Source organism: Sphingobacterium chungjuense, assembly GCF_011316935.1.
GTDB classification, from domain to species: Bacteria; Bacteroidota; Bacteroidia; order Sphingobacteriales; family Sphingobacteriaceae; genus Sphingobacterium; species Sphingobacterium chungjuense.
The window spans coordinates 368,063-389,090 of the sequence record NZ_WLYS01000002.1 but is presented as its reverse complement, the minus strand read 5'-3'; the positions used below and the strand labels follow the sequence as shown (position 1 = coordinate 389,090).

The following is a 21,028-nucleotide window of genomic DNA, read 5'->3' as shown; positions in this document are numbered from 1 at the left end:
GTTGTAAAGACCTCGATAGCCATTGGCCACGAGGTCTTTTTTATGAGTGGGCTTTGTGGGTAGATTTTCGAGCATCCAAAGGGATACGCATTACGAATATATTATGCAACGAGCCATTATCTTGATAAAGCAGTTCGCCACTGTGCAGATTCGTGAAGGAATACGCCAGTGCCAAGCCCAATCCAGATCCAGCGACCTGATAATGTTGGCTCGAGCGGTGAAATGGCTTGAAAATTTCGGATATATCCGCGCTTTGCAGTTTAATACCATCATTCTCTATGGTACAAGCAAACGTCTCGGTATGAGGTTCTTCCTGTAAGCTAATGATCACGAGATTGTCGGCGTACTTGACGGCATTAGACAAAAGATTGTTGACGATTTTATAGATAACCTCTACATCAATAGAGGCTTCTAACGATTCGTGTAGGTTCAGCGTGACCTTTAGGGATCTGTTTTCGATGATCGGTTCAAATTCCTGTACGCACCATCTTATGAGTGGGGCGATAGGTTGTTTTTTCAGATGCAAGGAGACTTCGTCGCTCTCGACCTTACGAAAATCGAGTAATTGCTCGGTCAAAGAAATCAATCTATCTGTATTGATCTGAATGGTATTCAGCCATTTGTTAGTTTTTTCATCATGCGGTAGCGTCGTGATTTTTTCTAATGGTGCTTTAATTAGCGTTAGCGGTGTTTTGATCTCGTGCGTAACGCGCATAAAAAAGTCCATCTTCGCCCGGTATAGTTCCCGCTCTTTATGCGTTTTGATCGTCTGCAATCGGCGTCTATTTTTCTCTCGTACATGGCGATCGTAAAAGTAAATAGCTAAGCTAATAACGCTAAGGATAAATATACCGTAAAATACGAAGGCGGGAATACTTGCCCAAAACGGTGGTCTGATGATGATTTGCAATTGTTTTTCTTTTGAAATCGGCAATCCGTTGGCATCACATGCCAATACCTGAAAGGTATACCGACCGGGCGGAATTTTGGTGAAATTGGCTTTATTATTTTTACGTAAAAAAGTCCACGCCGAATCTAGCCCAAGTAATCGATAACGATAGGAAGTCGATTGTGCAGATACATAATTGAGTGCCGCAAAATCAATGCTGATGGTGGATTCGTCGTGATCTAAAGTAATCGCGTCGGTGTAGGTGATCGATCTAGTGAGATCACCGGGAGCACCACCAATAATGAGCTCGCGCTGATGGGATTGTATGCCAGTGATATAAATAGGGGTTACCATATTGGTGCGATACAAAGCACTCAATCCTTGGGGATTGAAGCGAATCATCCCTTTAGTGGATCCAAAGTATAAATATCCCTGAGAGTCTTTATAAGCAGAATTGTAATTGAATTGTAGATCTAAGATGCCCAATTCGGTATCAAAGGTTTCGATACCGCGCTTGTTGTACTCCATTTTTACCAAGCCTCGTGAGGTACTGATCCACATGTTGTGTAGCACATCTTGCTCAAAACCTAAAATCATATTACTTGGAAGCCCATTTCTGCTGGTGATGCGCTCAAAATTGTTTTCTTTTTCGCGCCAAAGTGCGATTCCACTTTCGGTAGCGATCCAGATCTGTCCCGCGTGATCCTGAAAAACGCGATTAGCACGATTGCTGTTCAATGAATTCTTGTCTTTTGGATCGTGCCAGTAGCGTTCCATTTTTCCCTTCGCTTGATCCAGTTTGATGATGCCATTTCGCCAGGTCGTCAGCCAAAGAAATCCCTGCTTGTCTTCAAAAATAGACGTGTAAAATACGTGCTTGGGTGCATGTTGGACGTATTCAATACGGTCTGTTCCCGGCGTGAAATTATATAAGCCTTTAGAAGTGGCTAACAGCACGCGTCCATCTCGTGTTCGATAAATATAATACACAAAATCGTCACCTAAAGCTCCTTGAGTAGATGCTATTGTGAAAGATTTGATAACACGTTTGCTGCGAACATCCACCACATCCATGCCTTTGTAAAAAGTGCCGACTAACAAACTATCACCAACCAAGGCTAGGCCATGCACATTGCTATGCGAAAGTCCAGAGGCAGGACCTAAGGTTTGAAAAACATTGCTTTTGGGAGACCAACAGGTCAAACCTTCATCTTCTGTTCCGATCCAGATGTTATGGTATTGATCTTCTACGACCTCTCTGGTAGCGTGTCCTTGGATCGAGTTCGTAGAATAGCGCGGAAATATTTTCTCAAAAAAATTGTGCTGCCGATGGTAGTAATTCAATCCACCGAAAAACGTGCCGATCCAGATGCCCTGTTGATGATCTTTTGTGATGGTGTATAAAGCATTGTCGCTCAGACTCCAAGGATTATCTTTTTCGTGCCTTTGGATGGAATAGGTGCCTTTTTGTTTATCATAGATTACTAATCCCATCTCGGTAGCGATCCATAATTGATCTTGATCTCCTTCGATAATATCTCGTACGAAAAGCGGCGTATTTGTCTGTATGTTCGGGATCACATGTGTTGTCTTTTGATTTGCAGACGACCAACGATAAACACCTCTTTTAGACGTACCTACCCAGATGTCGTTTTGATCATCTACGAACAGCTTTTCGATGCGATTGTTCCAGTTTTGGCTAGTTTCTAGCGCGTAGCGCTTTTTATTGTGGAGGGATACGATGTTTGCGCCGGCGCCATACCATATTTTATTGAGACGATCTATGCAAAAATGCGAGACATGATCCTGTATATGACTTACCTTACACGTTAGCTTTCGTTGCTTCACACTGTAATGAAATAGTTCATTGTTGGCGATAAACCACATATCACCAATGCGATCCTTTTGAATTTGGATGATCTCTTTGGTCAGTGTTTCAGACAATAAAGAAAAGGTTTGCCGATAGGGATCGAAAATATACAAACCTTGATCGGTACCTACCCAGATTTCTTTATTATCGGCTACGCAAAGACTGTGGATGAAATTGCTACCTAAGCCTGTATCGCCATTGGGATTGGCATAATACGTTTTGAAATTGTAACCATCAAAACGATTTAGCCCGTGTCGCGTACCAAGCCAGAGAAATCCATCCTGATCCTGCGCGCTGCACAGCACGGCATTGTTAGATAGCCCATTGGCCACCTGAAAATTGTTGAAATAAATCTGAGCAATAGCGGCACTTGTGCTTACAAAAAAAGTGAGCAAGGCAATACACAGCTCTATTCGACCCGGTATCAGTGAGACGATTTTAAACGTTTTTGAGCTAAAACGACAAATTTTTGACATGATTATTCCACAACTTTGCGATAGGTAGATACGAGAAATTTACATTAAGTTTACCTACAATTATAAACAAAAATAAGATAACACGATGTATCAAAAGGTGTTGGATCATATTCATTCTACACCGATCATCATTACCAATTGAGTGGCACTTTTGAAGTCCACGATAGTGACATCAACACAAAACCTTATACAAACACATGAAGCGATTTTTATTTTATTTCATTGGGTTGTTCATCAGCCTTACTGCTTGCAACCGAACTACATCGGAGTCGGTGCAGCCTAGTAATCCACTAGATGTGCCGTTTGGTGATCCTTATGTTCTATACGATAAGGCTTCAGATCGCTACTATATGTATGGTACTGGGGGAGTGGAGAATGGATTTGTTGTATATGTTTCGGACGATATGACATCTTGGAAAAAAGAAGGTACAGCGTACAGCAACGATCAGGAGCATGCTTGGGGCGTCAAAGATTTTTGGGCTCCAGAGGTATACGAGCATAAGGGAAAATATTATTTATTCTATAGTGCTGACTGGAAAGATAATCCCAATAACGAGCTGGAAAATTTTAGAATCGGCGTAGCCGAAGCAGACAGCCCGTTAGGGCCATTTATAGATCGTTCGTCGGGTCCGATATTCGATCCAGGATATCCAATCATTGATGCCAACCTGTATTTTGCAGATAATGGTAAGGTGTACATGTACTACTCCAGATGCTGTTATAAGCATGCAGTAGATTCCGAGATTTCGGAATGGGCCAAGGAGAAGGGGATGTTTGATTCGGTAGAAGAGAGCTGGATTTATGGCGTGGAATTGGCCGCGGATTTTTCACGTGTCGTTGGAGAACCTGTGCTATTGCTTCGCCCGCCAGTAGATATGGCCGATAAACAATCCGAGTGGGAAAGTCGTTCGGTGACCAGCGGTGAAGTCAATCGCCGATGGACAGAGGGATCTTATATCTTCAAAGAAGGACAAACCTATTATATGATGTACTCCGCAAATTATTTTGGCGGTGAAAATTATGCTGTAGGATATGCCACCTCTACGCATCCTTTAGGCCCTTTTGAAAAATCGCCAAATAATCCTATTCTACAAAAGAATACCGCTGAAGGCGGTGTGGTAACCGGCACAGGACACAATAGTTTGGTGACGGATCGTAGCGGCACAACCTGGTGCGTGTATCACGGTCGCACAAGCAAAACCGGCGATCAACGCTTAGCATTTATAGATCGTTTGGTGATCGATGAGGACGGAAATCTTCATGTAAATGGCCCCACTGTAAACTTAGAAGATTAATAAAATAGTATCCGTTCATAAAATTGATTAGTTATGAAATTTAGTTTGTCCTTTTACTCCTTTTTTATGTGGTTAAGTTCTTTAATGGCGTCTTTTGCATTCATTTCCTGTAGCTTCAGTAGTGAGGCAGAGATGATGAGCACGAAGGAATTGGCAGATTCAGTTTCTATTTTCGCAGCCGACCCAACCATCTTTGAAGATAATGGGGTCTATTATCTTTATGGTACTGATGGCGATCAACCAGATCATGGATTTCGTGTGTATCGATCGACTAATCTTACCGATTGGGAAGGGCCGGTAGGCGTCAACAATGGATTTGCACTTATTAAAGATGATGTTTTTGGTGACAAAGGTTTTTGGGCACCGCAAGTGTGGAAAGAAGGCAATACCTATTACATGGCATACACCGCGAACGAAAACATCGCCATTGCAAAAAGTGCATCGCCGTTAGGCCCATTCACGCAGCAACAACAAGTACCCATCATTACTGAAGGAAAGCAGATTGATCCATTCATCTATCAGGATGAAGATGGTAAGAAGTATCTGTATCATGTAAAGCTGCAAAACGGCAATCGGATTTTTGTAGCAGAGCTGAATGATGATTATGGATCGATCAAAGCAGGCACATTAGTAGAAATCCTAGACGCCTCGCTGCCTTGGGAAAATACGGATAATGTCTCTTGGCCTGTAGCAGAGGGGCCAACCGTCATAAAAAGAGACAATACGTACTACCTGTTTTATTCAGCGAATGATTTTCGAAATCCCTACTACGCCGTAGGAATGGCAGTGGCTGATCAGCCTACTGGACCGTGGATTAAAGTCGGGAACGAAGCTTTGCTCAGTGTGGATCATACCAATTGGCCGGGTACAGGACACGGTGATGTATTCCGAGCAAATAATCAATGGCTTTACGTCTGTCATACACATAATTCGACGACAGCAGTCGGGCCGCGCCGTACGGCGATCGTCCCTTTCGACTGGGAGACAGAAAATGAAGATGGTGTCAAAGTGCCGGTCTTTTTAGGTAGCGACATCCAGTTTTTACAGGTAGAGGATTAGCCCTATCAGGTGCTATACTATCAATAAAGCGGCGCATGATACGATTTGATGAGGTTTTGATACAATATGGTAAGCTTTGTAACCACAAAATGAATAGCTTCGATATGGTCGGTCTTTGGATAACACACCTACAACGATATCGTACTTTTTAGTAGATTTTCTACCAGAAAATAGCTAGCTTCGATATTATCAGTCTATGAATAAACTGTTTGTAACAGGGCAACGTTTTATCATAGATTTCTTTGATACCATTATAGACGATCAATTTAACGAATAATGATGTCTAGCGAAATTCGCTAGGGGATTTTTATGATTGAATTTCGTGAGATCATTAAAAAATAAACTTGAAGCTTTCCGTGCAGATAAGCATCTAACCGAATGGACAGAAAAAAATTTATTACAAGTACAGCGCTGTTAGCAGCCTCTGCCATGAGTTGGGGCGCTTTCGCTAGATCCATTTCGGCCAATTCGATTCGTGTTGGCGTGATAGGGATACATGGCATGGGTTGGTCCAACTTACAAGCGATTCTTAAGGATAGCAGAGTACAGTGTACCGCTCTTTGCGACGTAGACAAAGAGGTGCTCAGCAAACGAGTTGGCGAGTTAAAGGCTCGAAATATCACCGTCAAAACATACACCGATTATAAAGAACTGTTACAAGATCCCGATGTCGATGCTATCATAATTGGTACGCCAGATCATTGGCATTGCCTACAGATGGTGGATGCTGTGCGCGCTGGGAAACATGTTTATGTGGAAAAACCGATTGGTAACTCTATTGCAGAATGTGAGGTGATGGTGGCTACCGCACGATCTCATCGGGCAATCGTACAAGTAGGTCAGTGGCAGCGTAGCCAACAGCATTTCAAAGATGCGATCGATTTTGTGCATTCTGGCAAGCTAGGGAAGATTCGACAGGTCAAAGCTTGGTCATACGTTGGGTGGAAAACTCCGATCACGAAAAAACCGGACACGGTAGCGCCTGCGCATGTCGATTATGATAAATGGCTTGGTCCAGCACAAAAAAGACCGTTCAATTCCAACCGTTTCCATTTTGAATTTCGCTGGTTTTGGGATTACGCCGGCGGCCTGATGACCGATTGGGGTGTACACATGCTAGATTATGCTCTGTTGGGTATGCAAGTTTCAGATCCTGTATCGGTGATGGCAGCAGGCGGCAAGTTTGCAGCGGCAGACGGTGCATCTGAAACGCCAGACACCTTGACAGCTGTGTACGAGTTTGAAGATTTCAATATCCAGTGGGAACACGCTATTGGCATTAGTGGCGGGCCGTACAATCGGGATCACGGTGTGGCTTTCATTGGCAATAACGGTACGTTGGTGCTCAATCGCGGCGGATGGGAAGTCATTCCCGAAGGGGATCGTATGGCGGCTGTCACGTTACAAAAGTCGGTTGACGATGGGTTAGATAAGCACATGGTCAATTTTGTCGATGCGATCGTACAGCAGCGGCCAGAGCTATTGAACGCGCCTATCGAAGCCGGTGCGCACATCGCAATCTTCGCACAATTGGGCAATATTGCATACCGCACCGGGCAGAAGTTGTATTGGGACAGAAATAAGCATCAGTTTACGGACAAGCGCGCAAACAGATACCTGGCAGCACAGTATAATAATGGATACAAAATGCCCAAATAGTCGAGATGCGGCAAAATAGAAATTAAAAAGAATAACCAAATAAATGCTAATGATGATTACAAAAACGATAGTAGGAAGAAGGATGCCATCTTGGTGTAAGGTGATGGCGTTAGCCGGAGCCGCTTTGATGATTGGCCTACCGGCCGATAGCTTCGCGCAAAAGCGCGGTTGGAAAGATCTGTTCGACGGACAAACCTTGCAAGGTTGGAAAGCGGTAGGTGGCAAAGCGCCTTACAACGTAGTAAATGGGGAGATCGTCGGCACGATGACCAAAGGTACACCCAATTCTTTTTTGATCACAGAGCAGGAATACGGTGATTTCATTCTAGAATTAGATATTAAGTTAGAAGGCGATCAAACCAACTCTGGCGTGCAAACACGCAGTCATATTGATATGCAGGCAGATGGTGGTAGAGGTCGTGTGTATGGAAGACAAGTAGAAGTCGATCCTAGTGATCGAGCTTGGACAGGTGGTATCTACGACGAAGCGCGGCGCGGTTGGTTGTATCCATTAGATCTCAATGAAAAAGCCAAAACGGCGTACAAAAGAAATGAATACAATCACTTGCGCATTGAAGCGATTGGCGATGAGTTGCGCACATGGGTAAATGGTGTGCCCGTGGCCTACGTGGTGGATACGCTGGATCAGAAAGGATTTATCGGATTGCAAGTACATAGTATTACCGACGATCAGGATGGCAAGAAAGTATATTTCAAAAATATTAGGATACAGACGGAGAACTTGAAATCATCCTCCTTTGCAAAAGATCAGCACATCGTCAACCTAAAGCCAAACAACTTGAGCGCTGCGGAGAAAAAAGCCGGCTGGAGTCTGTTGTTCGATGGGAACTCGGCTGACCAATGGCGCAGTGTGCGCGATCAAAACTTCCCAGCTCATGGTTGGAAAGTAGGCGATGGCATTATTAAAGTTCAAAAATCAGATGGTGGCGAATCGACCAACGGTGGAGATATCATTACACGCGATAAATATGCGGTATTTGACCTCTCTTTCGAATTCAAACTGACGCCTGGAGCAAACAGTGGGGTAAAATATTTCGTGACGTTAAAAGAGCAGACCGTAGGTTCCGCCATCGGCTTGGAGTTTCAAGTGTTGGATGATAAGGTTCATCCAGATGCTAAGATGGGGCGCGATGGCAATCGTACCTTGGCCTCACTTTATGACTTGATCACTTCAAAACGCGATGATCGCGCTCGCCGACCAGTAGGAGAGTGGAACCGCGGACGTGTCGTAGTGGATGCGAACAACAACGTTACACACTATTTGAATGGCGTTAAGATGGTAAGTTACCAACGCGGCTCAGCAGAATTTAAAGATCTAGTAGCCAAAAGTAAATACAAGGATTGGGAAAACTTTGGCGAAGCCAAAGAAGGACATATTTTATTACAAGACCATGGTGATGAAGTATCCTTCCGCAACATCAAGATTAATAAACGTAAATAATCCTGCACCTTAAAATAAACGAACTATGAATCATTATTTATCGCGCAGGAGCTTTATTTCTCGCACAGCAATGGCTGGTGGCGCTATGCTTCTCAGCAATAGTGTTTTAGGCAACGTAAAATTGGCCTCGGCCAACGAACGTGTGAATCTAGCCTGCGTAGGCATTGGTAATCGCGCCGCTGAAATCATCAAAGAACTCTATAAAACGGGATTGTGTAATGTTGTCGCGGTATGTGATGTCGATATGGGAGCCAAACAAACGCAGGAAATCTTAAAGATGTTTCCCAATGCGCGCAAGTTTCAGGATTTCAGACGACTTTTTGATGAAGCTGGAAGTGAGTTTGATGCGGTATCCATTGGTACGCCAGACTTTGCCCATTTTGCAATTACGATGCTAGCGATAGATCAAGGGAAACATGTGTATGTCGAAAAGCCGATGGCGCAGACATTCAACGAGGTGGAACTGATGATACTAAAGGCTAAGAAGCACAGTAACGTGGTCACTCAAATGGGTAATCAAGGGCATTCTGAAGCGAATTATTTCCAGTTTAAAGCGTGGAAAGAAGCCGGAATCATCAAAGATGTCACGCGCATAGACGCCCACATGAATATGCCACGTCGCTGGCACGGTTGGGATCCAAATATCAAGCGATTCCCGATGCCGGAAACCATTCCAAGTACTTTAGACTGGGAGATCTGGCAAATGCAAACTTGGGGTCACGATTACAACAAGGACTTTGTGAATGGGCAATGGCGCTGTTGGTTTGATTTTGGCATGGGCGCATTGGGCGATTGGGGCGCACATATTTTAGATACCGCACATGAGTTCTTAGCTTTAGGATTGCCAACGCGCGTAGAGGCTGTTTCGTTAGATGGACATAATTCCTTCTTTTTCCCGATGTCTTCCACCTTGAAATTTAGCTTTCCTAAACGGAAAAATATGCCAAAGTTGGATATTAATTGGTACGATGGGATCGATAACCTGCCTCCAATTCCGGAAGGCTACGGCGTGTCTGGATTAGATCCGAATATACCGCCGCCAAGTACGGGAGCAATGGAGCCGGCTAAACTCAATCCAGGCAAGATTATTTACGGTAAAGACTTAACCTTCAAGGGTGGATCACACGGTAGTACTTTGTCGATCATTCCGGAAGGAAAAGCACAGGAAATAGAGCGCCGTCTACCTGAAGTGCCAGCGTCGCCATCTAATCACTTTGCTAACTTCTTAAAAGCATGTAAAGGGGAAGAAAAGACCCGCTCTCCCTTTGATATTGCTGGACCATTAAGTCAGGTGTTCTGCTTGGGCGTAATCGCACAGCGCCTCAATACGAAGATGGACTTCGATCCGGCGCGTAAAGAAATTACGAACGACAAATTTGCGAATGCCTTGCTGATCGGCCCACCACCTGCGAAAGGATGGGAGCAATTCTATCAGGTCTAATCATTGTTAGAAATAAACAAGAAAAATACATTACAGCATCTAACACGTACATCAGAAAAACATCTATAATGAACAAACTACGCATTTTAGCTTGTGTGGTAGCGGTCGGCTTTGCTTCGGCCAATGCGCAAGAATGGAAGCCGGCAGGAGACAAGATTATGACCACCTGGGGCGAAAATCTAAATTACCAGCAACCGCACCCCGAATATCCGAGGCCGCAATTGGAAAGAAAAGACAATTGGAAAAACCTCAATGGTCTATGGAAATACGCGATTGTGGAGCAAGGTGTGTCCGCTGCGCCAACACAATGGGATGGTGATATCTTAGTACCTTTTGCGGTAGAATCGGCGCTCTCTGGGGTGGGTCGTTCTTTGAATAAAGATCAGGCACTTTGGTACAAAAATGAAATTAACGTACCGACACGCTGGCAAAAAGGAAAAACCTTACTACATTTTGGTGCGGTCGATTGGCGTTGTGATGTTTATGTCAATGGCCAACACATCGGTCAACACGAAGGCGGATTTGATCCATTCTCTATGGATATCAGCAAAGCACTGAAAAAAGGGGAGAAGCAGGAAGTCGTAATCCGTGTTTGGGATCCGACCAGTGATGGTCCACAGCCACGTGGTAAGCAAATCAATAATCCGCACGGTATCTGGTACACGCCCGTATCAGGTATTTGGCAAACAGTGTGGATCGAATCGGTTCCAACTACTTATATCGTAGCTACCAAGCAAACACCGAACGTGGATAAATCCACCTTATCGGTATCCGCCAACATTGAAGCGGCACAATCTGGTGATCAATTGGTGGTAGAAGCATTTGATGGTGGTAAAAAAATCGCCGAGGCAACAGCTGCCGCTACGACTACAATTGACCTGCCTTTAAACAATGTAACGTTGTGGAGCCCAGACAATCCAAAATTGTACGATCTACAGGTGAAAGTGCTGCGTGGAGGTAAAGTAGTAGATCAGGCCAAGAGTTATTTTGCTATGCGCAAGATCAGCATGAAAGCCGATGATAAAGGGATTCAACGGATGTATTTAAACGATAAATTTGTCTTCCATTATGGTCCCCTAGATCAAGGTTGGTGGCCAGATGGATTGCATACTGCGCCTTCTGATGAGGCGTTGAAGTTTGATATTATCAAAACGAAAGAGATGGGCTTCAACATGATACGGAAGCACATCAAAGTAGAGCCAGCACGTTGGTACAGACACTGTGATAGCTTAGGTATCTTAGTGTGGCAAGATATGCCAAGTGGAGATTTGGGCGGAAATAACTGGGATATGCAGCCCGGTAAAGTTTCCAACGGACAACATGACAAAGATCGTACGCCTGAGTCAGAAGCGATTCATCGCAAGGAATGGAAAAGCATTATGGATCACCTACACAACTTTCCAAGTATCGTAATCTGGGTTCCATTCAACGAAGCGTGGGGTCAGTTTAAGACAGAGGAAATCACCAATTGGACGATGGAGCATGATCCTTCGCGTTTAGTAAACAGTGCTAGTGGTGGTAATTTTGCTTATGTCGGTCATATTTTAGATATACACAATTATCCGGATGCAGCGATGCCAGACCCAAGATTATTTGGTGACAAGTTCATCTTAGCCTTAGGTGAGTTTGGTGGTTTTGGTTTACCAATAGATGGGCATACTTGGCAAGATAAAGATAACTGGGGTTATGTATCGTTCAAAAATAAAGAAGAATTAGCTGATCGTTATCAAAAGGCAGTGACTGATCTTTCGAAATTAATTCCCCGTGGATTGTCGGCCGCGGTCTACACGCAGACAACAGATGTGGAGGTAGAGACCAATGGTTTGATGACTTATGATAGAAAAGTGATCAAAATTCCGGAAAATACCTTGAAGAAAATGCACAGTGTATTATACAAACAATAATTATTGATAGCAATTGCTATTCCACAAGTCCCTCAGTTAGCTATTTGAGGGACTTTTTTCGTTCATATCTCTCAAAAAGTTAAGCGTCCGCAGATTTTAATTTTATTTAAATAGAGGGCTAATTTCTCTTTAATATGATGAAACGAAAAAGATCAACTATTACAAAAGCTAAAATGCTAAAAGGGATCCACGACATCCTGATAGAGGAAGGTTGGGGTAAAGTTAATGTTGCATACGTTAGTAGCTACAGCGGTATAGACCGCAAGCTGTTGTATTACCATTTTGAAAGTTTTTCCAACATGGTAGCTGAATTTCTAAGTCTTGAAAGCGTACAGTTTAAGGAAGGGTCTGTAGACTCCCAAGATGACCAAGAGCTAACTGGTTATCTGAAGCAGCGAATGGAAACACTTTTTGAAAATCCATTGCTCAAGCAGCTCTTGGTGTGGGAACTCTCTGCTAAAATGCCGGCATTAAAGGAGTATGCTGCTCCTCGCGAAGAAAAAGATGCAAAAATGAGCGTAAAATTCAATGATTTTGAGCACAATGCAGAAAGTGATACTGATATGCAGGCCGTATTTGCGCTTCTGCTAGGCGGGATACATTATCTATCAGCTTACTCCCATCATAATGATAAACCTTTTTTTGGTATGAACTTTAACGATGAACAACAACGTAAGCATCTTTTGAATCTGTTAGACAAGCTATTGCTAGATGTCAAACAAATGGTTTAGTTATTCAAGCGATTAAGTAAGTAAGATTAGGTTAGCAATTCGAATAGGGTCTGTATTCCCATGTAAGTCATGATCAAAGCGATTACAGTTCCCGAAGTAGTCAACCAAAAAGGTTGACGATACGAGCCAACGATGGTTGTTTGATGTGCTGCAATCAGCATGACAGCAAGCGCTAAGGGAAGGATAAAACCATTTATAGCGCCTACGACTACCAAAGTTTGCACCGGATTGCCAATAAATCCGTAGAGTAAGCAAGAAATAAGGATAAAGCCCACGGTTACGAATCGATCGTGAGCCTGGATTCGTATGTGGAAACTTTTTACAAAGGTAATCGATGTGTAGGCAGACCCAATGACAGATGTAATAGCAGCTGCCCACATCACTAATCCAAAAATTTTGTATCCTATCTCGCCACCTGCCCATCGAAACACGGATGCGGGCGGATTTGCCGGATCGATCAGATAACCAGCTGAAACTACGCCCAATGCTGCTATGAACAAGAGAATACGCATGACAGAAGCAATACCGATGGCACTGATCGCACCGCGATCTATCGTTGGTAGATTCTCAACACCGCGAATGCCTTTGTCCAAAAGCCGATGTGCGCCTGCAAAAGTGATGTAACCACCAACCGTTCCACCGATGATGGTGACCAGTGCGGTAAAACTAAATTGCTGTGGCGATAGGGTGCGGGCTGCAGCTTCGAGTAATGGTGGATTGCTCTTGAATGCAATATAGAGCATTAGAAAAATCATCATTACGCCAAGTACTTTGACGAAAAAATCCATCGCACGGCTAGCTTGTTTGTACAAAAATATTCCAATCGCAATCACAGCGCTACAAATTGCGCCTTGTGTAACATCCAGCCCAAATAATACCTGCAATCCGAGTCCAGCACCGGCCAAGTTTCCAATGTTAAAGGCCATTCCGCCCAAGGCCACCATGGTCGCTAATCCGTAGCCTAACCCAGGCAATAATTTGTTGGCAATATCTTGCGCTGGTGTGCCACTCACCGCGACTATACGCCAAATATTCATTTGTGCGACGATGTCGACAATGATAGAAGCTAGAATAATAAACCCAAAACTAGCACCGAGCTGCGAAGTAAACAAAGCAGTTTGGGTCAAAAACCCTGGTCCGATCGCCGAGATCGCCATCAGAAAAGCTGCGCTCAGCAGCGCGCCCCAGTTTGATTTTTTCATGATACGGGCGCAATAATGTGTATGTTTTCTTGCTGGAGATGATCACGTAGATCCTGTGCGAAGGAAAGCGCGTGCGCTCCATCTCCATGTATGCAAATAGTTTCGATTTGTCGAGCAACCATTTGATGGTCAATGCTTCGTACTGCCTGTTGCTTCACCATAAGAATGGATTGTTCCAACGCCTCGTTCCGATCTGTAATCAACGCCAGCGGATCTTGACGTGATACCAAAGTGCCATCCGATTGATAACGTCTGTCGGCAAAACCTTCTTGGACGACGCGCAGTCCGCGCTCTTGCGCCACATCAACCGTTACGCTTCCTGCTAAAGCATATAAGCGCAGCGAAGGATCAAAATCTATTACGACTTGTGCGACAGCTTCCGAAAGCAAGCGATCTTGCGCCACCATATTGTATAGCGCGCCATGCAGTTTTACGTGTTGCATACTACCGCCTGCAACTCGCACAAAGCCCGATAAAGCACCTATTTGATATAATACCAATTGATAAGCTTCTTTGGGAGAAATAGGTTTGGGAATGCGACCAAAGTTATCTTTATCGTCCAATCCCGGATGTGCACCGATTGCTACGCCTCTTTGTACTGCTGCCGCAACGGTCGTTTCCATCCGCATGGTATCCCCTGCATGGAATCCGCAAGCGATGTTGGCCGATGAGACGATGTCTAACAAAGCTTCATCCACGAGGTTTGGTTGATCTCCAGGCGTTTCTCCTAGATCACAGTTGATATCTATGGTGTACATGATCATATCTCGTATTTAAGGTTTATAGATCGTCTCATCTGTTGGTAATGGCGTTCTTGTTCAAGATATAAATTTTCGGCTTCTCGGAGCGAAATTTCCTGAAAGCAAATGCGATCGCCCGGTTTCAACTGTCCGCAGCGCGGTAGATCCACCGCTGCTACTTGTGCAATGCGCGGATATCCACCTGTCGTCTGGCAATCGGCCATTAAAAGAATCGGTTGGCCATTTCCTGGTACTTGTATCGTACCCGGCAGCACGGCAGTCGACAACAATTCTTGATCTTTTATTTTTTGAAACGAATTTCCTTGCAAAACGTATCCCATTCGATTGCTATTGCGATCTACTTCAAAGGTAGAAGATATCAATTGCAGCAAACTTTCTTCGCTAAACCAGCCGGCTTCTGGCCCGCGCAAAAATCGGATTACTTGCGTACCCGATGTTGCCTGCCACATCGGCTTGATCGCCCACTGCGGATGCGTGCGTTTGCTGTGCTGCAAATAATCAAAAAGACTTTGCTGTTTGTCTTCCCATTTGGCGGCGCGTAAGATGTCGTCGGTTTGCAGCAGGCGTCCATTCACGCCGCCGATTTCGGCCGGCAAATACGTGCTTCGACTTCCCATGATTAGCGGAATATCCCATCCACCAGGTGCAGCCAAATACGTTCGACAACCCATTCCGTCAGGAATTAATTTCAATCGTGTACCTTTTTGTACTGCCAATGGTCGGTTTGCTGGAAGGATAGTTTGCTCTTCATCCAAGAAAACAGCGCCTTTCCCGGAATATGCCAGTAACATGTCTGAACGTATTTCTATCTCTGCCTGTGCGTAGGTGAACTCGATGACGGCGGCTTCTGCTTTATTGGCCAATGCAGCGTTGGCCAGGCGTGCTGATAAGCTATCCATCGCGCCTGATTGTGGTACACCAGATGATAGGAAATCGAATCTGCCCAAATCCTGAATGGTACTAAATGGTCCGGGTTTATGAAGTTTTATTTCCATAATGATCGTTTTGATACGTATCGAAAAGGCTGTGCTCCAGTCGTTCGAAACGAACCTGTTGTCCGCTTTGCAGCAAAATTGGTTTCTCGCTTTTTGGATCAAAAAGTCGTAATGGCGTGCGCCCGATTAATTGCCAACCTCCCGGACTATCTAATGGATAAACGCCGGTTTGTTCACCAGCTATTCCAACTGATCCTTGTGTGACTAGGTTACGTGGTGTTGTTTTTCGTGGCGTAGCCAATGATGGACGAAGACCGCCGAGATAAGGAAAACCAGGCATAAAACCCATCATATAGACCAAATAGGTTTGGGACGTATGTTGCGCTATCACTTCTTCGGAGTTAAGACCAGTGTGCGCAGCGACAATATCTAAATCTGGCCCATATTCGCCACCGTAGCAGACTGGAATAGATAGAATATTGGCTGCGGCTTGCGTGTTTTCGTTCACGCGATCCATCAATGAAATAAAATAGTCGAAAATCCATTCCTGTATATCTTTAGCATCGATAGTTTGACGCGATTTTAGAATAAATGGATCATAATATATAGACAGCGTGGTATATGCAGCCACTGTCGTGAGCATCCCTGAAAACGGATGGTTACTTAATACTATTTCCGCTTGGCGTATTTTGTGCGAGATATCAGGATCGATGTGATCGGCAAAAACTACCGTAATGGCCTGTTCTCCTAAGGCATAATAACGAAGGGAATGGTTCGCTTTAAGAGATAAATCAGCCATAGTCATTATTATAATAAAGGGAATAGTGATCGATGCGGTTTAATGTCAAAGCCATCACGCAACGTATCAAAGAAAAAGTTGTTTTGCCGATTTTCACTCAGTAGGGATGGAAGGCGAATAGATCCTTGCGTGGTAACTAATTCATGATAGCCGAAGAATACATCCCGATTTTGCTGAATAGCGCCCACTGATCTTACAGCCGTGATATCACGGTATATATTCACGGAATAATTGCCTTGTGCGGCATCTTCAATCCATAAGTCAGAGGTTTGCGGATTGAACCAGACCTTGCGATTGCGAATCGTGTTCATTTGATTGGCCAACAAGAAAACCTGCGCGATCAGATATAGCGCAATGGGTAGCATGATCAGCAAAATCTTGATCTTCAATCCTAGCAGTAGGATAACGAGCAGCAAAATCACACCAGTGCCTACCGTCACCGCTGTTGAGCGAATAGCCCGTTTTGTATCTGCTGAATCTGCTTCTAACGCAATGTATCCCGGTCTATTTTTTTTTGCCGAAGCGGCGCTAAAACTGCGCTTTAGGCGACGAAAGCTGAAGTACAGCAAGATGCCCAAAAGAGCGCCGATAAACAGGATTTTTAACATAATGCGTTAGTATTGTTCAGATTCATTCGGGTAACTGCCCGATTTCACATCGTCTACATACTGCGCAGCAGCTTTTGAGATGTCGCTATACAGGTCAAGGTATCTCCGAAGAAATTTCGGCTTAAAATCTTTCGTCAAGCCTAATAAATCATTCACCACCAACACTTGGCCATCACAACCATTGCCGGCGCCAATGCCGATGGTTGGAATCGTAAGAGACTGCGAAACTTCTGCCGCCAACTGGGCTGGAATTTTTTCTAATACGACCGCAAAACACCCAGCTTCCTGTAGTAGAAGTGCGTCGGATTTCAGTTTCGCCGCTTCGGCTTCTTCTTTTGCGCGCACACCAAAGTCACCAAATTGGTAAATGGATTGTGGCGTCAATCCCAAGTGCCCGCAAACCGGAATACCCGATTGCACAATCTTACGAATATTGTCGATCACTTCTACACCGCCTTCCAGTTTCAAGGCATGTGCTCCCGATTCTTTCATCATGCGGACGGCGGCATTATAGGCGTCATTTACTGATCCTTGATACGTGCCAAACGGAAGATCGGCCACGACCATGGCTCGTTTTGCGGCACGAGCCACCGATGCTGCGTGATAGATCATCTGATCTAGCGTAATGGGCAATGTCGTCTCGTATCCTGCAAAAACATTCGCAGCAGAATCACCGATCAGCAAAATATCTAATCCTGCTTCATCTAATACGCGTGCCATGGAATAATCGTATGCAGTGAGCATACTGATCTTCTCTTGGCGTTGCTTCATGATTTGCAAACTCGATGTCGTAATTCTTTTTATCACGTTATGGACTGACATGTGGTGTTGTGTTTAGTGATGGAAGCAAGTCGTAGACTCGCCTTGTGTTATAAGCAAAAGTAGGTATTTTGGGAAGATAATCTAAAAGTCTCTGCTTATTTGTATTTTTGCCGCATGATACAAGCCGACGCACGTCTTTTTAAATTTCCAAAGTTTGAGGATCTGATTATCCATGAAGATGAGAATCTCATCGTCATCAATAAGCCGCCCTTTGTATCGTCATTGGATCAGCGAGAGGGAGATGAAGTCAATATTTTACGGTTAGCAAAACGCTATCACGAAGATGCGCAGGTTTGTCATCGTTTGGATAAGGATACTTCCGGCGTGTTATTAATCGCCAAAAATCCAGAAACTTATCGCGCGGTATCCATCGAATTTGAGCGCCGTCGTGTAAATAAGGTATATCACGCCATCATCGAAGGAACACATACGTTTGATGATTTGCTAGTCGATCTTCCGATATTGAACCAAGGAAATAAAAATGTATCCATTGATCGCGCCAACGGAAAGCGGGCAGAAACATTTTTTAAAAGCATTCAATACTTCAAGCATTATACTTTGGTAGAATGTCGGCCGGTTACTGGCCGCATGCACCAGATTCGGATTCATTTAGCTACACAGCGTGCATCCATTGTAGGCGATGCCATGTATAAAGGCAAGCCGGTATATCTTTCGCAGATCAAAAAACGTGGCTTTACCATGTCCAAAAGCCAAGAGGAGCAACCGATTATGAAGCGCTTCGCGCTACATTCAAGAACGGTTGCATTTTCTATCGAAGGGAAAGATTATGCCTTCGAAGCAGAGTATCCAAAAGATTTCGCTACTTTGTTGAAGCAGTTGGAGAAATTTGACCTCTAAAAACAAATATGATGACGGATAATAAGCCTCGATTTTCCCTAGGAAGTAAAATAATTTACGGTGTACTTGTAATACTCATTTTATTGATGTTTTGGCCAGCCAGCCGAGCTGTGTTGCAGCAGGGGCTAATGAAAATTGGCTTGTTCAAACCGAAGGTAGAAAATGCTTCTACCACGACCGATGCACATACGTCGGAACTAGCTGCTGCCAATGAAGGTGTAACGTTAGCAGACGTAAATGGCAAATCCATTCATACATCTGAATTAAAAGGGAAGGTGGTATTTATCAATTTCTGGGCAACATGGTGTGGTCCATGTGTGGCCGAAATGCCCTCGATTCAAAAGCTGATTGCGAAAATCGGTCAGCAAGATGACATGGAGTTTATGCTCGTAGAGGTAGAAGGCGATATGAATGTCGCGCAGGATTTTTTGAAGAAGCAAAAACTGGATTTGCCTGTTTTTGTACCCGAGAGCGAAATTCCATCCACGTGGATGAGTGGCGCTATTCCTGCTACGGTGGTATTAGATAAGCACGGCCAGCGCGTATTTACCCACAAAGGAATGGCCGATTACAGTGATCCCGAGTTTGTTGATTATTTAAAGAAATTAGCGTCTAAATAGAATTTATGAATAGAGATCAGTTATTCCAAGAAATTGTATCTAAAAAGAGTTTTTTATGCGTCGGACTAGATACCGATCTTACTAAGATTCCTGAACATCTCTTAGGCGAAGAAGATCCCATCTTCGCATTCAATAAAGAAATTGTGGCGGCTACGGAAGATCTTTGTGTCGCCTACAAACCAAATATCGCTTTTTACGAGTGCTACGGTACGAAGGGATGGGAATCGCTTCGCAAAACATGCGATGTACTTCCTAAAAATACCTTACGTATCGCAGATGCGAAGCGCGGTGATATCGGTAACACCTCCAAAATGTATGCTCAAGCATTTTTCGATCCAGCTGTCTCGGGTTTAGATTTCGACGCGATCACCATTGCGCCATACATGGGAGAGGATTCCGTCACGCCATTTTTGGAATTTGAGCATAAATGGGCCATTGTGTTAGCCTTAACCTCAAATGCAGGGAGCAAAAACTTTCAAAATTTTGCGAACACAGGCAATAAACAGCTTTTTGAAGAGGTAATCGACCAAGTCAATACCTGGGGCAGCACCGACAACTTGATGTATGTGGTAGGCGCAACACGTGGAGAAGCTTTCCTAAACATCCGCGCGCACGCGCCAGATCATTTCCTGCTCGTACCTGGAGTAGGAGCGCAAGGAGGATCACTGGAAGATGTGTGCAAATACGGTATGAATGCGCAATGCGGATTGCTAGTGAACAGTACGCGTGCCATTATCTATGCTTCTTCTGGGCGTGATTTTGCCGAGAAAGCTCGTGAAGAGGCTATTAACGTACAAAAACAGATGGAAGCAGAATTGATTCGCAAAGGGATTCTGTAACAGGACATCTCTTTTCTAGGATTTGGCACAGTATTTCGGTAAGGTAGCGCATCACCTCAATCGCTTCTATGTTAAAGAATTTTCATTTCTTGTATTTGGCTGTTGCACTTATCTTATCCGGATGTAGTTCTATTTACCAGCCCAATGTACCTGCTACGCCAATGTTTGCCAACCAAGGCGAAGTCTATGCGGCAGCTCATACCAATATCAAAGGAAATGCCAGTGGCAATCTCGCTGTCGCTGTTGGCAAGCACGTGGCCGTAATGGCCAACGGATCGTACGTAGATAACAAATCCGGTAATCAGGAATACAAGCAGTATATGTACGAAGGTGGATTGGGCTACTTTACCACCTTTGGCAAAAATAAAGATCGCATCTTCGAATTGTATGGTGGCTACGGATTGGGTAATTCGCGGGATGCTGATACCCGCGCCACCACGACAGGCATGGCACCGACGGAGATTCGGGAGATGGATTTTGAAAAGATCTTTGTGCAAGCCAATATCTCTCGCAAACGCGAAGATGTACGATTGTTCGGCAGATCCAGAGAATTTAGTTACGGAACAGCGATCCGTGGTAGCTTTATCCGTATGAAGGATTTTTGGATCGATGGGGTATCATCTCCGGTAGAAGAAAATCTATTTATAGAACCTATCTTTTACACGCGGATGCAGCTCAACAGATCCTTTCAACTACAGTATACCAATGGGTTTAATATTGGTGTGGTCGACAATAACTATCTAAAAGCCGGTAATGCGGTCTTTACACTGGGGCTGATTTATAAATTTTCGAAGTAAA

At 44.2% G+C, this 21,028-nt stretch carries 18 protein-coding genes; 11 read left to right on the top strand and 7 right to left on the bottom strand.

Annotated elements, in window-relative coordinates; all coding sequences use genetic code 11:
• Positions 1–40 precede the first annotated feature (40 nt).
• Positions 41–3,235 (bottom strand): ligand-binding sensor domain-containing protein, encoded by a 3,195-nt coding sequence (locus GKO22_RS06455; RefSeq protein WP_166333371.1) that lies wholly within the window; start codon positions 3,233–3,235, stop codon positions 41–43.
• Between the two features lie 197 nt (positions 3,236–3,432).
• Here GKO22_RS06455 and GKO22_RS06450 point away from each other — a divergent pair, with 197 nt between their 5' ends.
• From GKO22_RS06450 to GKO22_RS06420, 7 genes are all read left to right on the top strand, one after another.
• Positions 3,433–4,530, top strand: coding sequence for a glycoside hydrolase family 43 protein (locus GKO22_RS06450; protein ID WP_166333369.1), 1,098 nt, complete (start codon positions 3,433–3,435; stop codon positions 4,528–4,530).
• 33 nt (positions 4,531–4,563) lie between these two features.
• A complete protein-coding gene (locus GKO22_RS06445; RefSeq protein ID WP_166333368.1) occupies positions 4,564–5,589 on the top strand; it encodes a glycoside hydrolase family 43 protein in 1,026 nt (341 codons plus the stop codon).
• 378 nt (positions 5,590–5,967) lie between these two features.
• Positions 5,968–7,248, top strand: a complete 1,281-nt coding sequence (locus GKO22_RS06440; protein ID WP_166333366.1) for a Gfo/Idh/MocA family protein — start codon at positions 5,968–5,970, stop codon at positions 7,246–7,248.
• 49 nt (positions 7,249–7,297) lie between these two features.
• Positions 7,298–8,710, top strand: a complete 1,413-nt coding sequence (locus GKO22_RS06435) for a 3-keto-disaccharide hydrolase (protein WP_394352155.1) — start codon at positions 7,298–7,300, stop codon at positions 8,708–8,710.
• Between the two features lie 25 nt (positions 8,711–8,735).
• Positions 8,736–10,151 (top strand): Gfo/Idh/MocA family oxidoreductase, encoded by a 1,416-nt coding sequence (locus GKO22_RS06430; RefSeq protein ID WP_166333364.1) that lies wholly within the window; start codon positions 8,736–8,738, stop codon positions 10,149–10,151.
• Positions 10,152–10,219: 68 nt separating this feature from the next.
• Positions 10,220–12,055, top strand: coding sequence for a glycoside hydrolase family 2 protein (locus GKO22_RS06425; protein WP_166333362.1), 1,836 nt, complete (start codon positions 10,220–10,222; stop codon positions 12,053–12,055).
• Between the two features lie 134 nt (positions 12,056–12,189).
• Positions 12,190–12,786 (top strand): TetR/AcrR family transcriptional regulator, encoded by a 597-nt coding sequence (locus GKO22_RS06420; protein ID WP_166333360.1) that lies wholly within the window; start codon positions 12,190–12,192, stop codon positions 12,784–12,786.
• 26 nt (positions 12,787–12,812) lie between these two features.
• Here the strand turns inward: GKO22_RS06420 and GKO22_RS06415 are convergent, their stop codons facing one another.
• The 6 genes from GKO22_RS06415 to panB are packed head-to-tail and all read right to left on the bottom strand — an operon-like array spanning position 12,813 to position 17,913.
• Complete coding sequence (locus tag GKO22_RS06415; protein ID WP_206367834.1) at positions 12,813–13,988, bottom strand: NRAMP family divalent metal transporter; 1,176 nt, start codon at positions 13,986–13,988, stop codon at positions 12,813–12,815.
• Positions 13,985–14,746, bottom strand: coding sequence for a 5-oxoprolinase subunit PxpA (locus GKO22_RS06410; RefSeq protein ID WP_166333359.1), 762 nt, complete (start codon positions 14,744–14,746; stop codon positions 13,985–13,987). The genes GKO22_RS06415 and GKO22_RS06410 overlap by 4 nt, the downstream gene beginning before the upstream one ends.
• Positions 14,747–14,748: 2 nt before the next feature.
• Positions 14,749–15,744 carry a 5-oxoprolinase subunit C family protein gene (locus GKO22_RS06405; protein ID WP_166333357.1) on the bottom strand — a complete coding sequence of 332 codons (996 nt, stop codon included), beginning with the start codon at positions 15,742–15,744 and terminating at the stop codon, positions 14,749–14,751.
• Positions 15,725–16,483 carry a 5-oxoprolinase subunit PxpB gene (gene pxpB / locus GKO22_RS06400; protein ID WP_166333355.1) on the bottom strand — a complete coding sequence of 253 codons (759 nt, stop codon included), beginning with the start codon at positions 16,481–16,483 and terminating at the stop codon, positions 15,725–15,727. The genes GKO22_RS06405 and pxpB overlap by 20 nt, the downstream gene beginning before the upstream one ends.
• Before the next feature lie 8 nt (positions 16,484–16,491).
• Positions 16,492–17,091, bottom strand: coding sequence for a hypothetical protein (locus GKO22_RS06395; RefSeq protein ID WP_166333346.1), 600 nt, complete (start codon positions 17,089–17,091; stop codon positions 16,492–16,494).
• 6 nt (positions 17,092–17,097) lie between these two features.
• Positions 17,098–17,913, bottom strand: coding sequence for a 3-methyl-2-oxobutanoate hydroxymethyltransferase (gene panB / locus GKO22_RS06390; RefSeq protein ID WP_166333344.1), 816 nt, complete (start codon positions 17,911–17,913; stop codon positions 17,098–17,100).
• A 114-nt stretch (positions 17,914–18,027) separates the two neighbouring features.
• Here panB and GKO22_RS06385 point away from each other — a divergent pair, with 114 nt between their 5' ends.
• From GKO22_RS06385 to GKO22_RS06370, 4 genes are all read left to right on the top strand, one after another.
• On the top strand, positions 18,028–18,771 hold the full coding sequence (locus GKO22_RS06385; RefSeq protein ID WP_166333342.1) for an RluA family pseudouridine synthase: 744 nt from the start codon (positions 18,028–18,030) through the stop codon (positions 18,769–18,771).
• 8 nt (positions 18,772–18,779) lie between these two features.
• Positions 18,780–19,391, top strand: coding sequence for a TlpA family protein disulfide reductase (locus tag GKO22_RS06380; RefSeq protein ID WP_240920170.1), 612 nt, complete (start codon positions 18,780–18,782; stop codon positions 19,389–19,391).
• Positions 19,392–19,396: 5 nt separating this feature from the next.
• Positions 19,397–20,230, top strand: coding sequence for an orotidine-5'-phosphate decarboxylase (gene pyrF / locus GKO22_RS06375; protein WP_166333340.1), 834 nt, complete (start codon positions 19,397–19,399; stop codon positions 20,228–20,230).
• Positions 20,231–20,298: 68 nt separating this feature from the next.
• The gene (locus tag GKO22_RS06370) at positions 20,299–21,027 is read left to right on the top strand and encodes a hypothetical protein (protein ID WP_166333338.1); all 729 of its coding nucleotides are present in this window, start codon (positions 20,299–20,301) and stop codon (positions 21,025–21,027) included.
• Position 21,028: the final 1 nt, after the last annotated feature.

Coding starts and splice junctions, on each gene's coding strand:
- GKO22_RS06445 (WP_166333368.1), top strand. CDS start 4,564: ATGAAATTTAGTTTGTCCTTTTACTCCTTTTTTATGTGGTTAAGTTCT.
- GKO22_RS06395 (WP_166333346.1), bottom strand. CDS start 17,091: ATGTTAAAAATCCTGTTTATCGGCGCTCTTTTGGGCATCTTGCTGTAC.
- GKO22_RS06410 (WP_166333359.1), bottom strand. CDS start 14,746: ATGTACACCATAGATATCAACTGTGATCTAGGAGAAACGCCTGGAGAT.
- pyrF (WP_166333340.1), top strand. CDS start 19,397: ATGAATAGAGATCAGTTATTCCAAGAAATTGTATCTAAAAAGAGTTTT.
- GKO22_RS06380 (WP_240920170.1), top strand. CDS start 18,780: ATGATGACGGATAATAAGCCTCGATTTTCCCTAGGAAGTAAAATAATT.
- GKO22_RS06405 (WP_166333357.1), bottom strand. CDS start 15,744: ATGGAAATAAAACTTCATAAACCCGGACCATTTAGTACCATTCAGGAT.
- GKO22_RS06420 (WP_166333360.1), top strand. CDS start 12,190: ATGATGAAACGAAAAAGATCAACTATTACAAAAGCTAAAATGCTAAAA.
- GKO22_RS06415 (WP_206367834.1), bottom strand. CDS start 13,988: ATGAAAAAATCAAACTGGGGCGCGCTGCTGAGCGCAGCTTTTCTGATG.
- pxpB (WP_166333355.1), bottom strand. CDS start 16,483: ATGGCTGATTTATCTCTTAAAGCGAACCATTCCCTTCGTTATTATGCC.
- GKO22_RS06455 (WP_166333371.1), bottom strand. CDS start 3,235: ATGTCAAAAATTTGTCGTTTTAGCTCAAAAACGTTTAAAATCGTCTCA.
- panB (WP_166333344.1), bottom strand. CDS start 17,913: ATGTCAGTCCATAACGTGATAAAAAGAATTACGACATCGAGTTTGCAA.
- GKO22_RS06430 (WP_166333364.1), top strand. CDS start 8,736: ATGAATCATTATTTATCGCGCAGGAGCTTTATTTCTCGCACAGCAATG.
- GKO22_RS06440 (WP_166333366.1), top strand. CDS start 5,968: ATGGACAGAAAAAAATTTATTACAAGTACAGCGCTGTTAGCAGCCTCT.
- GKO22_RS06425 (WP_166333362.1), top strand. CDS start 10,220: ATGAACAAACTACGCATTTTAGCTTGTGTGGTAGCGGTCGGCTTTGCT.
- GKO22_RS06435 (WP_394352155.1), top strand. CDS start 7,298: ATGATGATTACAAAAACGATAGTAGGAAGAAGGATGCCATCTTGGTGT.
- GKO22_RS06450 (WP_166333369.1), top strand. CDS start 3,433: ATGAAGCGATTTTTATTTTATTTCATTGGGTTGTTCATCAGCCTTACT.
- GKO22_RS06385 (WP_166333342.1), top strand. CDS start 18,028: ATGATACAAGCCGACGCACGTCTTTTTAAATTTCCAAAGTTTGAGGAT.
- GKO22_RS06370 (WP_166333338.1), top strand. CDS start 20,299: ATGTTAAAGAATTTTCATTTCTTGTATTTGGCTGTTGCACTTATCTTA.